The 18,259-nt window shown below is 62.2% G+C and carries 15 protein-coding genes and 1 other RNA gene; 7 read left to right on the top strand and 9 right to left on the bottom strand.

Annotated features, from left to right (window positions below; all coding sequences use genetic code 11):
* Positions 1-7: 7 nt before the first annotated feature.
* From rpsA to gyrA, 8 genes are all read right to left on the bottom strand, one after another.
* Positions 8-1,690, bottom strand: coding sequence for a 30S ribosomal protein S1 (gene rpsA / locus HHL21_RS13365; RefSeq protein WP_169466643.1), 1,683 nt, complete (start codon positions 1,688-1,690; stop codon positions 8-10).
* 153 nt (positions 1,691-1,843) lie between these two features.
* Positions 1,844-2,509, bottom strand: a complete 666-nt coding sequence (gene cmk, locus HHL21_RS13360; protein WP_169466640.1) for a (d)CMP kinase — start codon at positions 2,507-2,509, stop codon at positions 1,844-1,846.
* Between the two features lie 35 nt (positions 2,510-2,544).
* Positions 2,545-3,882: a 3-phosphoshikimate 1-carboxyvinyltransferase gene (aroA, locus tag HHL21_RS13355; RefSeq protein WP_169466637.1), complete on the bottom strand. Its 1,338-nt coding sequence runs from the start codon at positions 3,880-3,882 to the stop codon at positions 2,545-2,547.
* Between the two features lie 17 nt (positions 3,883-3,899).
* Positions 3,900-4,802, bottom strand: coding sequence for a prephenate dehydrogenase (locus HHL21_RS13350; protein ID WP_169466634.1), 903 nt, complete (start codon positions 4,800-4,802; stop codon positions 3,900-3,902).
* 1 nt (position 4,803) lies between these two features.
* Positions 4,804-5,910, bottom strand: coding sequence for a histidinol-phosphate transaminase (hisC, locus tag HHL21_RS13345; protein WP_169466631.1), 1,107 nt, complete (start codon positions 5,908-5,910; stop codon positions 4,804-4,806).
* A 21-nt stretch (positions 5,911-5,931) separates the two neighbouring features.
* Positions 5,932-7,002 carry a prephenate dehydratase gene (gene pheA / locus HHL21_RS13340; RefSeq protein ID WP_169466628.1) on the bottom strand — a complete coding sequence of 357 codons (1,071 nt, stop codon included), beginning with the start codon at positions 7,000-7,002 and terminating at the stop codon, positions 5,932-5,934.
* 65 nt (positions 7,003-7,067) lie between these two features.
* Positions 7,068-8,156: a 3-phosphoserine/phosphohydroxythreonine transaminase gene (serC, locus tag HHL21_RS13335; RefSeq protein ID WP_169466625.1), complete on the bottom strand. Its 1,089-nt coding sequence runs from the start codon at positions 8,154-8,156 to the stop codon at positions 7,068-7,070.
* A gap of 248 nt (positions 8,157-8,404) precedes the next feature.
* On the bottom strand, positions 8,405-11,071 hold the full coding sequence (gyrA, locus tag HHL21_RS13330; RefSeq protein ID WP_169466622.1) for a DNA gyrase subunit A: 2,667 nt from the start codon (positions 11,069-11,071) through the stop codon (positions 8,405-8,407).
* 393 nt (positions 11,072-11,464) lie between these two features.
* Here gyrA and ompA point away from each other — a divergent pair, with 393 nt between their 5' ends.
* From ompA to HHL21_RS13295, 7 genes are all read left to right on the top strand, one after another.
* Entirely contained in the window at positions 11,465-12,172 is a 708-nt protein-coding gene (gene ompA, locus HHL21_RS13325; RefSeq protein WP_169466618.1) for an outer membrane protein OmpA, read from the top strand.
* A gap of 91 nt (positions 12,173-12,263) precedes the next feature.
* The gene (ubiG, locus tag HHL21_RS13320) at positions 12,264-12,959 is read left to right on the top strand and encodes a bifunctional 2-polyprenyl-6-hydroxyphenol methylase/3-demethylubiquinol 3-O-methyltransferase UbiG (RefSeq protein ID WP_169466615.1); all 696 of its coding nucleotides are present in this window, start codon (positions 12,264-12,266) and stop codon (positions 12,957-12,959) included.
* Positions 12,960-12,980: 21 nt separating this feature from the next.
* On the top strand, positions 12,981-13,685 hold the full coding sequence (locus HHL21_RS13315; protein ID WP_169466612.1) for an HAD family hydrolase: 705 nt from the start codon (positions 12,981-12,983) through the stop codon (positions 13,683-13,685).
* A gap of 195 nt (positions 13,686-13,880) precedes the next feature.
* On the top strand, positions 13,881-14,405 hold the full coding sequence (locus HHL21_RS13310; RefSeq protein ID WP_169466609.1) for a glycine zipper 2TM domain-containing protein: 525 nt from the start codon (positions 13,881-13,883) through the stop codon (positions 14,403-14,405).
* Positions 14,406-14,651: 246 nt separating this feature from the next.
* Positions 14,652-15,012: a transfer-messenger RNA gene (gene ssrA / locus HHL21_RS13305) on the top strand.
* Between the two features lie 475 nt (positions 15,013-15,487).
* Positions 15,488-15,787: a type II toxin-antitoxin system Phd/YefM family antitoxin gene (locus HHL21_RS13300; RefSeq protein ID WP_169467098.1), complete on the top strand. Its 300-nt coding sequence runs from the start codon at positions 15,488-15,490 to the stop codon at positions 15,785-15,787.
* Positions 15,762-16,019: a Txe/YoeB family addiction module toxin gene (locus tag HHL21_RS13295; RefSeq protein WP_169466606.1), complete on the top strand. Its 258-nt coding sequence runs from the start codon at positions 15,762-15,764 to the stop codon at positions 16,017-16,019. Before HHL21_RS13300 ends, HHL21_RS13295 begins: the two co-directional genes overlap by 26 nt.
* A gap of 29 nt (positions 16,020-16,048) precedes the next feature.
* On the opposite strand, the gene HHL21_RS13290 is transcribed toward HHL21_RS13295, so the two are convergent.
* Entirely contained in the window at positions 16,049-18,247 is a 2,199-nt protein-coding gene (locus tag HHL21_RS13290) for an ATP-binding protein (protein WP_169466603.1), read from the bottom strand.
* Positions 18,248-18,259 lie beyond the last annotated feature (12 nt).

Raw genomic sequence — 18,259 nt, 5'->3', positions numbered from 1 at the left:
GAAGGTCTTAGTTCTTGTTGTCGAACTTGGCCTTCAGCAGTGCGCCCAGGCTGGTGGTGCCCGATGCTGCGCTGCTGTCGGAGGTCGATGCCATCTTCTGCATTGCTTCCTGGGTTTCAACATTGTCTTTCGCTTTGATCGACAGCTGGATGCTGCGAGCTTTGCGGTCGATGTTGATGACCAGTGCTTCAACGCTGTCGCCGACTTTCAGGTGGGTGCCGGCATCTTCAACGCGGTCGCGCGAGATTTCGGAAGCACGCAGGTAGCCTTCAACTTCTTCGGACAGCTGGATGACAGCGCCTTTTGGCTCAACCGACTTGACCGTACCCGTTACCAGGGAGCCTTTGTCGTTCATTGCCGCGAAGTTGTTGAACGGGTCGCCTTCGAGCTGCTTGACGCCCAGGGAAACGCGCTCGCGCTCAACGTCGATTGCCAGCACAACTGCTTCCAGTTCGTCGCCCTTCTTGAACCTGCGAACAGCTTCTTCGCCAGCTTCGGTCCACGACAGGTCGGACAGGTGTACCAGGCCGTCGATGTTGCCAGCCAGGCCGATGAACACGCCGAAGTCGGTGATCGACTTGATTGCGCCACGGACTTTGTCGCCCTTCTTGTGGGTCATGCCGAACTCGTCCCATGGATTCGCTTTGCACTGCTTCATGCCCAGCGAAATACGGCGGCGCTCTTCGTCGATCTCGAGAACCATCACTTCTACTTCGTCGCCCAGCTGGACAACCTTGTTAGGAGCGACGTTCTTGTTGGTCCAGTCCATTTCGGAGACGTGTACCAGGCCTTCGATGCCCTGCTCGACTTCCACGAACGCGCCGTAGTCGGTGAGGTTGGTGACCTTGCCGAACAGACGGGTGCCCTGTGGGTAGCGACGCGACAGACCGGTCCATGGATCGTCGCCCAGCTGCTTGACGCCCAGCGAAACACGGTTCTTTTCCTGATCGTACTTCAGGACTTTCGCGGTGATTTCCTGGCCAACGGTCAGCACTTCCGATGGGTGACGCACACGACGCCATGCCAGGTCGGTGATGTGCAGCAGGCCGTCGATGCCGCCCAGGTCAACGAACGCACCGTAGTCGGTGATGTTCTTGACGACGCCGGTAACCACGGTGCCTTCTTTCAGGGTTTCCATCAGCTTCTGGCGCTCTTCGCCCATCGAAGCTTCGATAACGGCGCGGCGCGACAGAACGACGTTGTTGCGCTTGCGGTCCAGCTTGATAACCTTGAACTCGAGGGTCTTGCCTTCGAATGGGGTGGTGTCCTTGACTGGACGGGTGTCAACCAGCGAACCCGGCAGGAATGCGCGGATGCCGTTGGTCAGCACGGTCAGGCCGCCCTTGACTTTGCCATTGACGGTACCGACGACGATCTCGCCCGATTCCATCGCTTTTTCCAGTGCCAGCCACGATGCCAGGCGCTTCGCCTTGTCACGCGACAGGATGGTGTCGCCGAAACCGTTTTCCAGCGACTCAATCGCTACGGAAACGAAGTCGCCGACTTGAACTTCCAGTTCGCCCTGGTCGTTCTTGAATTCTTCGATAGGAATGAAAGCTTCGGACTTGAGGCCGGCGTTAACGATCACGAAGTTGTGGTCGAGACGAACGACTTCAGCGGAAATAACTTCGCCCGAACGCATATCCTGGCGTGACAGCGACTCTTCGAAGAGCGCTGCGAAACTTTCCATACCGGTTGCTTCAGTTGTTGCAGTAGACATAGGATTAATAGAGTTAGCCAGCAGGACCGTCACAAATGCGACCTGAACTGGGTTGAGTTAAAACAACACCCGTCCCCGACACATGCCGGAGCCGAGCACCTTAAAGGCCGAAAATCCAGCCTGTCACTTCAAATGCGCATACCACTGGAGCACCTGTTCGATGGCTTGATCAGCCGTCATATTGGATGTATCGAGGAAATGCGCACCTTCTGCCGGTACCAGCGGGGCGATCGCACGGTGCGTGTCACGGTCGTCGCGCGCCTGCAAATCGGACAGGAGGTCTTCCATGTTAGCAGAAAACCCCTTGTCAATCAATTGCTTATATCGGCGTTGTGCCCGTGCTTCGACACTTGCGGTGAGGAACACTTTGAGCTGAGCATTGGGGAAGATCACGGTGCCCATGTCGCGCCCGTCCGCCACCAGACCCGGCGCCTTGCGGAAGCCCAGTTGCAGCGCGTACAGGGCCTGGCGCACGGTCGGCAAGGCGGCGATCTGCGATGCCATGTTGCCAACTTCCTCGGCGCGGATCGCCTGGCTGACGTTTTCGTGGGCCAGCAAGATCTCGCCGCCGGCGAAGCTGACCGGCAGGTGCTCGGCCAGCTTGGCGATCGCGTGCTCGTCGTGCAGGTCGCTGCCGCGGCGGATCGCGGTCAGCGCGGTCAGGCGGTACAGCGAACCGGAGTCGAGGCAGTGGAAGCCCAGCTTGTCGGCGACCTTGTGGGCCACCGTGCCCTTGCCCGATGCGGTCGGGCCGTCGATTGTGATGACGGGAATGTGCGAGTTTGGCATGTAAGTTATTAGTTATGTGCTGCGGGGCGCAACGGTCAAAACAGCTCGTTGCGCGCGATGGCCGCGAAGGCCGTGAAGTAATCGGGGAAGGTCTTGGCCACGCATTTCGGATCCATGATGCGCATCCGGGCGCCGCGCCGCGCCTTGCCATCCAGCGTCGCCAGCGAGAAGCACATCGCCATGCGGTGGTCGTCGTAGGTGTCGATACTGGCCGGCTGGATTTCGACCGGCGGCGTGACGCTGATGTAGTCCGCGCCCTCTTCCACCGTCGCGCCCAGCTTGCGCAGCTCGGTGGCCATCGCGGCAAGGCGGTCGGTTTCCTTGACGCGCCAGCTGGCGATGTTACGCAGCGTGGTGGTGCCTTCGGCGTACAGCGCGGCCACGGCCAGGGTCATGGCGGCGTCGGGAATGTGGTTGAAGTCGGCGTCGATCGCTTTCAGCACGCCGTTCGACGTCGCCTCGATCCAGTTGTCGCCGCGGGTGATTGTCGCGCCCATCATTTCCAGTGCATCGGCAAAGCGCACGTCGCCCTGGATGCTGTCGCGCCCTACTCCCTCGACCCGTACCGGACCGCCGGCGATTGCACCAGCTGCCAGGAAGTACGAGGCCGACGAGGCGTCGCCTTCGACGTGGATGCTGCCCGGGCTGGCGTAGCGCTGGCCCGGCTTTACCGTGAAGGACTGCCAGCCGTCCTGCTCCACCGTCACGCCAAAGCGGCGCATCAGGTTCAGCGTGATCTCTATGTACGGCTTCGAAATGAGCTCGCCCTCGACGTCGATGACGACCGGGTGCTCCTTTGCCATCAGCGGTGCGGACATCAGCAGCGCGGTCAGGAACTGGCTCGACACATCGCCGCGCACGCTCATGCGCTGCTGCGCGTGGATATGGCCGCGGCGGATGCGCAGCGGCGGGAAGCCTTCGACGCCGGTGTATTCGATCTGTGCGCCAACCGCGTTCAGCGCGTCGACCAGGTCGCCGATCGGGCGCTCGTGCATGCGCGAGACGCCATGCAGCGTGTAGTCGCCGCCGATCACGGCCAGTGCCGCCGTCAGCGGGCGGATCGCCGTGCCGGCGTTACCCATGAACAGGTCGGCTTCGTGCGCCGGCAGCGTGCCGCCTTCGCCATGCACGATGTGGGTGCGCTCGTCGACCTGCTCCCACCGGATGCCCAGCGAGCGCAGCGCGCCCAGCATCACCAGGGTGTCGTCGGACGCCAGCAGGTCGTGGATGGTGGTGGTGCCCTCCGCCAGCGCGGCCAGCAGCAGCGTGCGATTCGAGATGCTCTTCGATCCTGGCAGCCGCACGACGCCTTCCACGTGCATGACAGGTTCGAGGTCGATGAAATGCGGGTGTTGCTGTTGCTGCTGCGTCATGCCAGGTTCCTTGGGGTTTATTTGGCGCTGTCGTGGTCGGCCGGGGTCTCGGCGGCCTCGATGGCTTCGATCCATTCGCGGCGCGCGTGCTGCGCGTTGGCGTACACCGATTCCAGTGCTGCGCCGTCGCTTGAGGCCAGCATGGCGCGCAGCCCGGTTAATTGTGCCAGATATGCGTCAAGCTCACCGAGCAGGGCTTCGCGATTGGCCAGGCTGATGTCGCGCCACATCTCTGGCGACGAACCGGCGATGCGGGTGAAGTCGCGGAAGCCGCTGGCGGCGTACTGGAACAGCTGTTTGGCGTGCGGCTTGTTGGCGATGTCGTCGACCAGCGCGTATGCCAGCAGGTGCGGCAGGTGGCTGACCGCGGCGAATACCTTGTCATGCTCGGCTGGCGACAGCTTGTGGATCAGCGCCCCGCAAGCGCGCCATGCGGCGGCAACGCGCTCGACGTCGGCGGCGGCGTTTTCTGGCAGCGGCGTCAGGACGACCTTCTTGCCGATGTAGAGGTCAGGAATGGCGGCATCCGGGCCGTTGGTTTCGCGCCCGGCGATCGGGTGACCGGGAACGAACTGCCCGATCCGGACGCCCAGCGCTTCGCGCGCGGCCTGCACAACGTCGGATTTGGTGCTGCCGGCATCGGTGACGACCGTTCCCGGTTCCAGGTGCGGCAGGATAGACGCGAGTATCGCGCCGGTCTGCGCGACCGGCGCAGCAATCAGTACCAGATCGGCTCCGCGCATCGCTTCGGCCGGGGATGCGGCGACTTCGTCAACGATGCCAAGTTCAAGGGCGCGCGCCATCGCTTCGGGAGAACGCCCGACGCCGACAATCTTCGCGGCCGCGCCGGCACGCTTCAGCGCCCGCGCAAACGAGCCGCCGATCAGGCCGACGCCGAAGATGACGACCTTGCCCGTCACGTCAGCCCAGCGCCTGCTTGAGCGCTGCGAGGAAGACTGCGTTTTCCTTCGGCAGGCCGATGGAAATGCGCAGCCATTGCGGCAGGCCGTAGTTGCCGACCGGGCGCACGATGACGCCCTGCTTCAGCAACGCCAGGTTGACGCGCGCACCGGCTTCGTCGTCGTCACCGACGCGCACCAGCACGAAGTTGCCGAACGATGGGACGTATTCGAGGCCCAGTTCATCGAACGCTTCGACGAACTGCTGGTAGCCGGCGGCGTTGTTGCGCGCGCCCTCTTCCAGGAACACGGTGTCGTTCAGCGCCGCAATCGCAGCGGCTTGCGCCAGCGAGTTGACGTTGAATGGCTGGCGGATGCGGTTCATCAGGTCCGTCACTGCCGGCTGCGCAATCGCGAAGCCGACGCGCAGGCCAGCGAGGCCGTACGCCTTGCTGAAGGTGCGCGACACGACCAGGTTCGGATACTTGCGCACCCACTGCGCGGACTCGAACTGGTGTTCGGGCGCGAGGAACTCGTTGTACGCCTCATCCAGCACCACGATGACGGTTTCAGGAACCTGGTTCAGGAACGCTTCGATCTGCGCGGCCGGGATAAAGGTGCCGGTCGGGTTGTTCGGGTTGGCGATGAATACGAGCCTGGTATCCGCATCGATAGCGGCTGCCATCGCATCGAGGTCATGGCCGTATTCGGCCGCAGGCACGACGATCGCGCGTGCGCCGACGCCTTGCGTGGCCAATGCGTACACTGCGAACGAATACTGCGAGTAGACCACCGCCTGGCCCTTTTGCACGAAGGCGTGCGCAGCGATTTCGAGGATGTCGTTGCTGCCGTTGCCGAGCGTGATCCAGTCGGCGGGCACGTCGTAGCGCTTGGCCAGCGCCGCCTTCAGGTCGAAGCCGTTCGCATCCGGGTAACGCCCGAGGTCGGCCACGACTTGCGCCATCGCCTTCTTGCTCGACTCAGGCACGCCGAACGGATTCTCGTTCGATGCGAGCTTGACGATGTTTGCCTCGTCGAGGCCGAACTCGCGCGCGACTTCCGCGATTGGCTTGCCTGCCTGGTAAGGAGCGATGGCGCGTACGTAATCTGGACCGAAATGCTTGGACATGTAAATCTCGATTAAAAGTGGTTAGAGGCTGAGCGGGTACGATCCCAGCACTTTGAAAAATGCAGCATTATCTTTCAGTTCAATCAGCGCGCGGGCGACGGCAGGGTCATGCTCGTGGCCCTCGATGTCGACATAGAAGTAGTACTCCCAGGTTCCGATACGGGCCGGGCGCGATTCGAAGCGCGTCATCGACACGCCGTGCGTCGCCAATGGCGCCAGCAGGTTGTACACCGCGCCTGCCTTGTTCGGCACCGCCAGCACCAGCGAGGTCTGGTCGTGGCCGGACGGACTGGTGTGCAGGTGTCCGATGACGGCGAAACGGGTGCGGTTGTGCGGGTCGTCCTGGATATGGCCCGCCACGACGGCGAGCCCGTACTGCTGGCCCGCCATTTCGCTGGCGATGGCGGCAATCGACGGATCCTTGCTGGCCATGACGGCAGCTTCGGCGTTCGACGCCACCGCGCGCCGCTCAAGGTTCGGATGGTGCAGGTTGAGCCAGGCCTGGCACTGCGCCAGCGCCTGCGAATGGGCGCAGACGACGGTGACGCCGTCCATGCTGCCGGTCTTGGTCATCAGGCTGTGCTGGACCGCGATCGCGACCTCGCCGCTGATGACGGTGGTGGTGGCCAGCATCAGGTCAAGCGTGCGGTTGATCGCGCCTTCGGATGAATTCTCGACCGGGACAACGCCGAAATCGGCGGTACCGGCTTCGGTGGCGCGGAACACTTCGTCGATCGACACGCACGGCAGGCCTTCGACCGCGCGGCCGAACTGCTGGTACACCGCCTGCTCGCTGAAGGTGCCGGCGGGGCCGAGGTAGGCAACAGTGACGCGCCGTTCGAGCGAGCGGCAGGCGGACATGATCTCGCGGAAAATGGTCTGGATTTCAGGGTCCTTCAGCGGGCCCGGATTGCGTTCGGCGACGCCACGCAGCACCTGCGCTTCGCGCTCCGGGCGAAACACGGGCGCGTTGGTCTCGGCCTTGACGTGGCCGACGTCCTGCGCGAGCCGCGCACGGCGCGACAGAAGGTCAAGTATCTGCGCGTCGATGGCGTCGATCTGTTCGCGGAGTGGTTTTAGTTTGTCTGTCATTTCTACGGTAGCGTCTTTATATGCCGTCGTTCCCGTGAAAACGGGAACGACGTGCTGGGGCCGCGTCAGCGGCCGGCGAACTCGTTCAAATAATCGACCAGGGATTGCACCCCGTCGATCGACATCGCGTTGTAGATCGATGCCCGCATACCGCCGACGGACTTGTGGCCCTTCAGTTGCAGCAGCCCGCGCGCTTTGGCGCCGGCCAGGAATTTTTCGTTCAGTGATTCGTCGCGCAGGTAGAACGGCACGTTCATGCGCGAGCGGCAGTCCTTCGCCACCCTGTTCTGGTAAAAGTCGTCGGCGTCGAGCGCAGCGTACAGCAGCTCGGCCTTGGCGATATTGCGCTTTTCGATCTCGGCCACTCCGCCCTGGCGCTTCAGGTAGGCGAACACCAGTCCGGCGATATAGATGCCGTAGGTAGGCGGCGTGTTGTACATCGAGTCGGCGTCCGCCACCATCTTCCAATCGAACGCGGACGGGCAGATCGGCAGCGCATGGCCGACCAGGTCTTCGCGCACGATGGCCAGCGTCAGGCCGGCAGGGCCAATGTTCTTTTGGGCACCGGCGAAGATGACACCGTATTGGGACACGTCGATCACACGCGACAAGATGTGTGACGACATGTCGGCGACGATTGGCGTATCGCCCTGCACGGTCGGGACGAAATTGAACTCGACGCCGTCGATGGTCTCGTTGGTACAGATATGAAGGTAGGAAGCGTCGCGCGACAGTTTCCAGCTCTCCTGCGGCGGCACCGAGGTGAACTTGCCAGCTTCCGCGGATGCGGCCACGTTGACGTTTGCGTAGCGCGCGGCTTCCTTGATCGACTTGCCGGACCAGCTGCCGGTGTGGACGAAATCGATCGTCGCCGGTTGCGCGCTGCGGCCGATCATGTTCATCGGGATGACGGCGTTTTGCGCCAGTCCGCCGCCTTGCAGGAACAGGATGCGGTAATTGCCAGGGACATTGAGCAGCTCGCGCAGGTCGCGCACTGCCTCCTGGTAGATCGAGATAAACTCAGGTCCGCGGTGACTCATCTCCATCACCGACATTCCGCTGCCATGCCAGTTCAGCATTTCGTCAGCGGCTTGCTGGAGCACTTCCTTCGGCAAAACGGCCGGGCCGGCGGAGAAGTTGAAGATCTGGGTCACTGACGGTCCTCTGTTGGTTGAACAGTTAGATTTTCGCATGAAATGCAGAGTGCCGCCGACATCGTCATCAAACTGCCGTCGTTCCCGCGTAGGCGGGAACCCATGCTGAGCATTCCAATCGGCGGCCTTTGGGTTCCCGCTTTCGCGGGAAGTCGGTCCCGGCAATGCCGGGAACGACGGTGCAATGAAAAAAGGCCAGGCGCCCTCACCTTCCGGTGAAAACGGCCTGGCCCTTATACGTCGCTGACTTATTCGGCGGCGTCGGACGAATCCGTCGATTCCGCTGCATCAACCGAACCATTGGAATCCGCAGGCGACAGCTCCACTTCCTCCAGATCGGTCTCGACCACGCGCTGCAGGCCGGACAGCTTGGTGCCGTCTTCCACCGCAATCAGGGTCACGCCCTGGGTTGCGCGGCCCATCTCGCGGATCTCGGCGACACGGGTGCGGATCAGCACACCGCCGGTCGTGATCAGCATGATCTCGTCGGTTGGCTCGACCAGGGTCGCGGCAACGACCTTGCCGTTACGCTCGCTGGTCTGGATCGCGATCATGCCCTTGGTGCCGCGGCCGTGGCGGGTGTACTCGGTGATCGGAGTACGCTTGCCGAAGCCATTCTCGGTCGCGGTCAGCACGGACTGCTGCTCGTTTTCCGCAACCAGCAGCGCGATCACGTTCTGGCCATCTTCCAGGTTCATGCCGCGCACACCGCGCGCGGTACGGCCCATCGGACGCACGTCGTTCTCGTCGAAGCGCACGGCCTTGCCGGCGTCGGAGAACAGCATCACGTCATGCTTGCCATCGGTGAGCGCAGCGCCGATCAGGAAGTCGCCGTCATCCAGGTCGACCGCGATGATGCCGGCCTTGCGTGGATTGGAGAAGTCCTGCAGCGGGGTCTTTTTCACGGTACCCAGGCTAGTCGACATGAACACGTAGTGGTCTTCAGGGAAGGTGCGGTTCTCGCCCGACAGCGGCAGTACCACGGTGATCTTCTCGTTGTCCTGCAGCGGGAACATGTTGACGATCGGCTTGCCGCGCGAGTTGCGCGAGCCTTGCGGAACTTCCCATACCTTCAGCCAGTACATGCGGCCGCGGTTCGAGAAGCACAGGATGTAGTCGTGCGTGTTCGCGATGAACAGCTGGTCGATCCAGTCCTCGTCCTTGGTCATCATCGCCTGCTTGCCGCGCCCGCCGCGCTTCTGCGCGCGGTACTCGGTAATCGGCGTCGACTTCATGTAGCCGGTGTGCGACAAGGTCACGACCATGTCCTGCGGCGTGATCAGGTCTTCGGTTCCCAGGTCGGTCGGATTGTGTTCGATCGCCGAGCGGCGCGCATCCTTGCCGTTGGCGGTGTACTCGTTGACGACCTGTCCCATCTCGTCGGTGATGATCGCGGTGACGCGCTCCGGACGTGCCAGGATGTCCAGCAGGTCGGCGATGTGCGTCATGACTTCTTTGTACTCGTTGACGATCTTGTCCTGCTCAAGGCCGGTCAGGCGCTGCAGGCGCATCTGCAGGATTTCCTGCGCCTGTTCGTCCGACAGCTTGTACAGGCCGTCCTGCTGCATGCCGTAGTGCTTCGGCAGGTGCTCAGGGCGGAACGCCTCGATGCCGCCGGCGGCGCCGGTTTCGGTGCGGATCAGCATTTCGCGCACCACGGACGAATCCCAGGCGCGCTGCATCAGTTCCGTCTTCGCGATCGGCGGCGTAGGCGCGGCCTTGATGATCGCGATGAAGTCGTCGATGTTCGCCAGCGCCACTGCCAGGCCTTCCAGCATGTGGCCGCGTTCGCGCGCCTTGCGCAGGTCAAACACGGTGCGGCGCGTGACCACTTCGCGGCGGTGTTGCAGGAAGCACACCAGCATCTGCTTGAGGTTCAGCAGTTTCGGCTGGCCGTCGACCAGCGCCACCATGTTCATGCCGAAGGTGTCCTGCAACTGGGTCTGCTTGTACAGGTTGTTCAGCACAACCTCTGGCACTTCGCCGCGCTTCAGCTCAATCACCACGCGCATGCCCGACTTGTCGGACTCGTCGCGGATGTCGGAGATGCCTTCGAGCTTCTTGTCGCGCACGTTCTCGGCGATCCGTTCGAGCAGCGACTTCTTGTTGACCTGGTACGGCAGCTCGTCGACGATGATCGCGATGCGGCCGCCGTCCTTGCCGTACTCTTCGAAGTGGGTCTTGGCGCGCATGACGACGCGGCCACGGCCGGTGCGGTAACCGTCGCGCACGCCCGAGACGCCGTAGATGATGCCGGCGGTCGGGAAGTCAGGCGCTGGAATCAGTTCGATCAGTTCATCGATCGAGCAGTCCGGGTTGTTCAGTACGTGCAGCGCGCCCTTGATCACTTCCGACAGGTTGTGCGGAGGGATGTTGGTCGCCATGCCGACCGCGATACCCGACGAGCCGTTGATCAGCAGGTTCGGAATGCGGGTCGGCAGGACGGTCGGCTCTTTCTCCTTGCCGTCGTAGTTCGGCTGGAAGTCGACCGTGTCCTTGTCGATATCGGCCAGCACTTCGCTGGCGATCTTGTCGAGGCGGCACTCGGTGTATCGCATCGCCGCGGCGCTGTCGCCGTCGATCGAGCCGAAGTTACCCTGGCCGTCGACCAGCGTGTAGCGCAGCGAGAAGTCCTGCGCCATACGCACCAGCGTGTCGTAAATCGACGCGTCGCCGTGCGGGTGGTACTTACCCATCGTCTCGCCGACCACGCGCGCGCACTTGACGTACGGGCGGTTGTACACGTTGTTCATCTCGTGCATGGCGAACAGGACGCGGCGGTGCACCGGCTTGAGGCCGTCGCGCACATCCGGCAAGGCGCGGCCAACGATCACGCTCATCGCGTAATCGAGGTAGCTCTTGCGCATCTCTTCTTCGAGGGAAATAGGGATTGTTTCTTTGGCGAATTGATCCATTGGCGGGTCGACTGCTCTCAGGCTTTGTTTATAGGTGTACGCAAAACTGCACGGAACGACCTGCCGGGGTGCTTCCGCGCCGCGGCGCGGCCGATAAAACTCCCGACAGACAAGAGAGGGATTTTAGCATGCGCCGTATAGCGGCAGCGCAATTCCTTCCCGACGGCTTTCCATAGCATTTATGCAATGCGCAAGGGAAAAATATGCCGTCACTGCAACATGTTGCACGAAAACAACGTGGCTGGCAATTGCGCCGACGTTTGATTTAACGCTGGTCGTGCTATTTCTGCTCATGTGGCAAAATGGTCGAGAAGTTAATTGCCTGTTTCGCAATCTTAACGAACAGTTGCGCAGTCCAGCTGCGGAGACCACCCCCGAAAGGAAGACCAGAAAATGAAGAAAATTACGCTCATGCTTGCGGCCTGTGTAGCGATTGCGGGCAGTGCATTCGCGCAGTCCTCGCCTCCGTTCGCGCCGCTCACCACCGACATCAAGGCCAAGACGCCACACAGCGCCTACGTCCAGGACTCGCGCGGCGTCATCACGCGCAACCCGTTCGGCCTGTGCTGGCGCACCGGCTACTGGACTCCTGCCGATGCGGTTCCAGGCTGCGACCTGCCGATCTGCGTAGAGCCAGAAAAGCTCGAGAACGGCAAGTGCGTAGCACCGCCGCCACCAGCACCGCCGCCAGCCGAGCCAGCACCTGCTCCGGCACCAGCGCCTGCGCCAGTGCCGACCACGGAAAAAGTGTCGTACGCCGCTGACGCGTTCTTCGACTTCGACAAGGCAGTGCTCAAGCCAGCCGGCAAAGCATCGCTGGACGAGCTGACCTCGAAGCTGCAGGGCATGAACCTGGAAGTCATCATCGCTGTGGGCCACACCGACTCGATCGGCACCGACGCCTACAACGAGAAGCTGGCGATCCGCCGTGCTGAAGCAGTCAAGACCTACCTGCGCGGCAAGGGCATCGAAGCCAACCGCATCTACACCGAAGGCAAGGGCGAGAAGCAGCCAGTCATTGACAACAAGAGCTCCGCCGGCCGCGCCAAGAACCGCCGCGTAGAGATCGAAGTTGTGGGCACCCGCACTACCACCAACTAAGCCTCACGCGCTTTACTCGACCCCGCTGCGGCGGGGTTTTTTTTATGCACGCGTCCGTCGCGTGCGCAATTTTCCCGCTATTATTCGCGCTATGAATGCAGACCCACACGAAATCCAGAAATTCAGCGAACTCGCCCACCGCTGGTGGGACCCGACGTCCGAATTCCGCCCCCTGCACGAGATCAACCCGCTGCGCCTTGAATGGATCAACGCGCGCGCGCCGCTGGCCGGCAAGAAGGTGATCGACATCGGCTGCGGCGGCGGCATCCTGGCCGAATCGATGGCGCGCAAAGGCGCCGACGTCACCGGGATCGACCTGTCGGAAAAAGCGCTGAAGGTCGCCGACCTGCACAGCCTGGAATCGGAAGTGAGCGTGCGCTACAAGCACATCGCGGCCGAAGACATGGCGGCCCAGGAAGCGGGCCAGTACGACGTTGTCACCTGCATGGAAATGCTGGAGCACGTGCCGGACCCTGCGTCGATCGTGCGCGCAGCCGCCACGCTGGTCAAACCGGGCGGCCATGTATTTTTCTCAACGCTGAACCGCAATCCGAAGGCCTGGCTGTTCGCTGTCGTTGGCGCGGAGTATCTGCTGCGCATGCTCCCGAAGGGCACGCACGACTACGCCAAATTCATCACGCCTGCCGAACTGTCGCAGTTCGTGCGCGAAGCGGGGCTGCAGGTTGACGCCTTCAAGGGCCTCAGCTACAACCCGCTCACCAAGATCTACGCGCTAAACCAGGACACCGACGTTAACTACATGGTGGCCTGCAGCCTTCCGCTGTAAAAATCCTTACGCTTTTATTCCATGACCCGCACCACTCCTCTGCAGGCACCGCGTGCCATTCTGTTCGACCTCGATGGCACACTGGCCGACACTGCGCCCGACCTGGCGGCGGCGGTCAACCACCTGCGCATGGTGCGCGGCATGGAACCGACGCCCTATTCCATTTTGCGTCCAACCGCTTCGGCGGGCGCACGCGGCATGATCGGCGCGGCCTTTGGACTGACGCCAGCGGACGACGGCTACGAGACCCTGCGCCTTGAGTGGTTCGACCGTTACCAGTCCGCGATGGCGGTGCACAGTACGTTGTTCGACGGTGTGCCTGAACTGATCGAAGGCCTCAGTGCAGCAGGCATCGCGTGGGGCATTGTGACCAACAAGCCGGCGCGCTTTACCGATCCGCTGATTCCGCAGATCGGCCTTGCGCACGCTGGTTGCGTGGTCTCCGGCGACACCACGCCGCATTCGAAACCCCACCCTGCCCCGCTGTACGAAGGCGCGCGCCGCCTCGACATCGCGCCGGAGCAGTGCTGGTATGTCGGCGACGACGTGCGCGACGTTGAAGCCGGGCGCGCTGCCGGCATGGTGACGGTGGCCTGCGCATGGGGCTACTGCGGCACGGTGGAACCTGCCACGTGGGGCGCCGACTACCTCATCGACACTCCGCTCGACCTGCTGCGCGCGATCCAGGCGATCGCCACGGGAAAGCTGAACGCGCTGGTTGCCTGACCACAGGCGGATTTCGCTGCGCTCCATCCACCCTACATTTGTCGGGACCGTGGGGTAGATGGAGCGCCAGCGCAATCCACCGTCCCGTCCTCGCCTTACACATCCTTACGATTGATACAGCCTGGCGTCTATCACTGAACAGGCAACGGCCTTAATCTACTCCTGCACGACAAACAAAAGTCACAGGAGCAGACCATGGAATCGATCCAAACCGCTACACGCATTCACCCACTGATGGCAGCAGCGGCCTTGTCCGTCATCACCGTCAGCATCGCCGGCACAGCGGCCATCACCGGCCTGCTGCCGACATCCAAGGCCGATGTGCCAGTATCCGTAGCAGCGCCGGCACCCGCTGCGTACTACGCCGCGCCTGCGCCGCTGCCGGTCGCAGTCAAGGCAGCGGCGCCACTGCGTCTCGCGGCGTACGACGAGGAGCCTGCGCCGAAACCGAAGCCAAAACCAAAGCCACGGCCACGCCCGCAGCCGAAGGAAGTGCACCACCACCACGTCGCGCAGAACGACGCGCCGACCTACCAGGCGCCGGCGGTCCAGCCAGCGCCAAAACAGCCCAACTATGTCGGCATCGGCGCCGGCGCAGTGATCGGCGGCCTGCTCGGCAACCAGGTCGGCGGCGGCAACGGCAAGAAGCTGGCCACGCTGGCGGGCATCATCGGCGGCGGCATGATCGGCAACGAGATCCAGAACCGCACCAGCAGGTAAGGTGCGGCCGCCGATGCCGGTCAGCGTTTGAGGAACATGCAGACCACGGCATCGCTGGGGAACATGCTTAACACCGGGATAGCGCACGTACTGCGCCCACAGGATCGCCCGGCTGGACTGCCCTGTAAAGCGCAGCCTCTCCATCAGCCCGCGCACGCGCAGGACATCAAGGTCTCTTACGGAACTTTGTAAGTCTCTGTAGCAAACCGGCGCGCGGGCCCGGAGTTTGCTACAATGGGAATTGTTGGGGGCGACCTGGTTTCGACGTGGGTTGCAAAGCAGCGCAGGGCATACCGAGGACTGGTTACCTCGTAAATACATCCAGAAAATTAATAACTGCAAACGATAACTCGTACGCACTCGCAGCTTAATTGCTGCTAGCTCTAGAACACCTCGTCCCTGGGGTGGGCCGTCAAAAGCTCTAGAGTCATTTACAGGGACTCGTCCGATGCTGGGTTACTTAGTATCAGACTAAATAATAGGTAACTCGCCTTGGCACAGCGTGCACGTCCGCGTTGTCAGGGTTAAATTAAATGGCAGTGCTAAGTATGTAGAACTGTCTGTAGAGTGCTTGCGGACGCGGGTTCGATTCCCGCCGCCTCCACCACCGCTTGCTAAAAAAACCGCCAAAGGCGGTTTTTTTTCGTTTGCGCCAACCGGCGGCGGGAAGCGAACCCGCGGACGCAAGGGCGTAGGCGGGGTTTCGGCGAGCACTGCTCGGCGCCGCCGGAGCGACTTGCGCTTGCAAGCGGTGGAGCAGGGAATTGGCGCGGTCTGCCGCGCCCCTGCGGAACGAGTCTGCCGTGCAAGGCAGACTGCCTTAGCAAGGCAAGGCTCTCCGATTCGTCTGACCAGGGGAAATCGCGAAAGCGATTTCTTGCTCTTCGCCTCCACCGCCTCTCCTTTAAATCGCCGAAGGCGATTTCATTTCAAGAAACATTCCCACTAGCACTGCCTCACCCCGCGTAAAAGCTGGGCCAACCCGCTTGCGATTCCGCAGTCAAGAGATACACTTTAACCTGTACAATATATTGAACAAGTTGAGCGAAGAACTGCCTGTAAATCGAATAAGAGGTGAGAAAATGCGGATAATTAACTTTTCCGACGCTAGGGGAAGTCTGCGAACGGTCATTGATCAAGTCGTGGACGACGCTGACGTGACAGTGATCTCGCGCCGTGACGCGCCGGATGCGGTAATCATGTCCTTCGATCATTACAGTAGCCTGATGGAAACCGTGCACCTACTCAGCTCACCAGCCAATGCGGCTCACCTTGGCCGATCAATCGAACAAGCACGCCGTGGTCATGCGCAGCCTCGAGAGTTGATTGACGCCCCCGAAACGCAGGAACCTTCAAATGCGAACCCTGCGATTCACGGATGATTGCTGGAATGATTATCTCTTTTGGAAAAATCAGGATAAACGCACCTTAAAGCGAATAAATTTGCTAATCAAGGACGCGCAACGCGATCCTTTCAGCGGAATCGGCAAGCCTGAGCCACTCAAGGGAAACCTGTCCGGATACTGGTCGCGCAGAATCGATGAGGCAAACCGCCTTGTTTATCAAGTCGGAGAGGACGCACTTACCATAATCTCGTGCCGATATCACTACTGACCCGATGCCGTGCGGCGTACCGCCGGCAATCACTTGGCCGTCGTGATCAACAGCCCCCGTAACGCCTCAACATCCACCGGTTTAACGAAGTAATGATCAAACCCTGCCGCAAGCGAGCGCGCGCGGTCCTCGGCCCTGCCGTATCCGCTAATCGCGATCATCACCGCTGACGCCGCTTCAGGAAGTCTCCTCAACCGCTTCACCAGCTCATTCCCATCGATATCCGGCAAGCCGATATCGAGCAGGCAGAACGCCGGTGGATGTTCGCAAGCCGCCAACAGTGCCTGCTCGCCGCAATACGCCACCGTCACGTCGAAGCCGAAGGCTTCGAGATACATGGCCAGCATCTGCGCCGCATCCTTGTTGTCGTCCACCAGCAGGCAGCGCGCTCCCGATTCAATCGGCGCGACGCTGGCCGCGTGGTCTTCCCCGATCCGCCCGGCGCCGGCGGCAACGCGCGGCAACTCAACCGTCAAGCGGCTGCCGTGGCCCAGTCCTGCGCTCTCGGCAATCACCGTACCGCCGTGCAAGCCAACCAGTTTCTTCACCAGCGCCAGCCCCAATCCGAGTCCGCCGTCGGACCGGTCCGACGCCCGTTCACCCTGCGCGAAGAGGTCGAATGCGCGCGCCAGCAAGTCCGGCGCCATGCCAATGCCGGTGTCCGTCACCGACAGCGTTACATGATCCTGCATGCAAGTAACGCTGACCCCGATCCGGCCGCCAACCGGCGTGTACTTCGCCGCATTGTTCAACAAGTTCGCCACGACCTGTATCAGGCGCTTGCGGTCGCCGCTCACCCGGCATGCTTCCGGCGACACGGCCACCACCAGCTGCTGTGTCTTTCGCGTGATGAGCGGGCCGACCTGTTCGACGGCGTCATGCACGATATCGTCAAGCACCAGCGTTTCGTTGTGCAGTTCGATAAAGCCGCGATTCACGCGCGACACGTCGAGCAGGTCGTCAATCAGCCGCGTCATGTGCTCTGCCTGCCGCGCGATGATCAGCGCGGCTTGCGATATCGACCGGTCATCCGTCGCCGTACGTTTCAGGATTTCGGCGCCGGCGGAAATCGGCGCAAGCGGGTTGCGCAGCTCATGCGCCAGCATCGCGAGGAATTCGTCCTTGCGGCGGTCGGCCGCCACCAGCATGGCTTCGCTGTGATCGCGCTGCGCATCCTTGCGCTGCAGCGCTGCCGCCATCTCGTCGAGCGAGCGGGCCAGTTCGCTGATCTCCTCATTCTCGTAGCGCATTCCGGTGCGCGTGGCGAGCGAACCGGAGGCGATCAGGTTCGCCGTGACGGCGAGCCGGCGCATGCGCTGGACGATCAGGATATCCCCCCCGAACCACGCTGCCAGGCCTGCCATCAGGACCGTGGCAATCAGGCCGAGGATGACGAAGCGCTGGTCCTGCTGGGCTGCCGCGAGGAAATCGATCTGCGGCACACCGATCAGGACACGATAGTCGCTCAGGTTGCCCTGCCCGACGCCGGCCGACGCATACAGCCGCTCAACGCCATCGAAGTCGTTCACGATGAGCGGCGGGCGGCCAGTGAGGGCGACCTGGTGCAGTGTCGTGCTGGTTTTCTTGCCAAGCCATATGCCGGAGTCTGGACGGCGCGAAATGACCGTCCCTTCACCGTCAACCGTCCATAGCAGCGTACCCGGAGGAAGTTTTACATCGGCGACAAACTTGTCGAGCGCACTCAGGTCCATTGCGGCGAACAGCACCGCGACAACCTCGCCCCGCTTGATGACCGGGTAAGTCAGGTTGATCGTGTGCTTCTGGATGACGCGGCCGAAAACATAGCGGCTGGCGATAAACCGCCGTTCCGCCACGGCGCGTTTGAAGTGCAGGCGGTCACCCAGGTTCACGGGCGCGGCGAGCGGCACCGCGCTGCAACTGACGTTGCCATCCATCTCGATCAGGCCGAAGTTCACATAGAGCGAGTTCTTGGCAAGGATGTCCGCCATCAACTCATTGCACTTCGCGGCATTGGCGGTCACGTCCGGGACGCTCGACAAGTCGCGCAGGATCTGGCGCGCCCCCTCCAGCGACTGTGCTTCGTTGGCCGCGGCCAGGTTGGCGAGCCGCTGCAGGTTCTGGCGCGCGTTAGCCAGCGCATTGGCGCGCTCCTGGATGCCGGCCGCAACGGTCATCGCCACCATCGGTGCGATCGCCAGGCCGACGAGCAGCAGCAAGCGCCAGCGCAGGCTGTTCAGCCGCGCCATGTCAAAGCCTGG

This window comes from Massilia polaris (assembly GCF_012927275.1).
In the GTDB taxonomy this organism is placed as follows: domain Bacteria; phylum Pseudomonadota; class Gammaproteobacteria; order Burkholderiales; family Burkholderiaceae_D; genus Telluria_A; species Telluria_A polaris.
Note: the sequence above shows the minus strand (reverse complement) of the source record. Positions and strands in the feature narration are given on the sequence as shown.

Coding starts and splice junctions, on each gene's coding strand:
- rpsA (WP_169466643.1), bottom strand. CDS start 1,690: ATGGAAAGTTTCGCAGCGCTCTTCGAAGAGTCGCTGTCACGCCAGGAT.
- cmk (WP_169466640.1), bottom strand. CDS start 2,509: ATGCCAAACTCGCACATTCCCGTCATCACAATCGACGGCCCGACCGCA.
- aroA (WP_169466637.1), bottom strand. CDS start 3,882: ATGACGCAGCAGCAACAGCAACACCCGCATTTCATCGACCTCGAACCT.
- hisC (WP_169466631.1), bottom strand. CDS start 5,910: ATGTCCAAGCATTTCGGTCCAGATTACGTACGCGCCATCGCTCCTTAC.
- pheA (WP_169466628.1), bottom strand. CDS start 7,002: ATGACAGACAAACTAAAACCACTCCGCGAACAGATCGACGCCATCGAC.
- gyrA (WP_169466622.1), bottom strand. CDS start 11,071: ATGGATCAATTCGCCAAAGAAACAATCCCTATTTCCCTCGAAGAAGAG.
- ompA (WP_169466618.1), top strand. CDS start 11,465: ATGAAGAAAATTACGCTCATGCTTGCGGCCTGTGTAGCGATTGCGGGC.
- ubiG (WP_169466615.1), top strand. CDS start 12,264: ATGAATGCAGACCCACACGAAATCCAGAAATTCAGCGAACTCGCCCAC.
- HHL21_RS13315 (WP_169466612.1), top strand. CDS start 12,981: ATGACCCGCACCACTCCTCTGCAGGCACCGCGTGCCATTCTGTTCGAC.
- HHL21_RS13310 (WP_169466609.1), top strand. CDS start 13,881: ATGGAATCGATCCAAACCGCTACACGCATTCACCCACTGATGGCAGCA.
- HHL21_RS13300 (WP_169467098.1), top strand. CDS start 15,488: ATGCGGATAATTAACTTTTCCGACGCTAGGGGAAGTCTGCGAACGGTC.
- HHL21_RS13295 (WP_169466606.1), top strand. CDS start 15,762: ATGCGAACCCTGCGATTCACGGATGATTGCTGGAATGATTATCTCTTT.
- HHL21_RS13290 (WP_169466603.1), bottom strand. CDS start 18,247: ATGGCGCGGCTGAACAGCCTGCGCTGGCGCTTGCTGCTGCTCGTCGGC.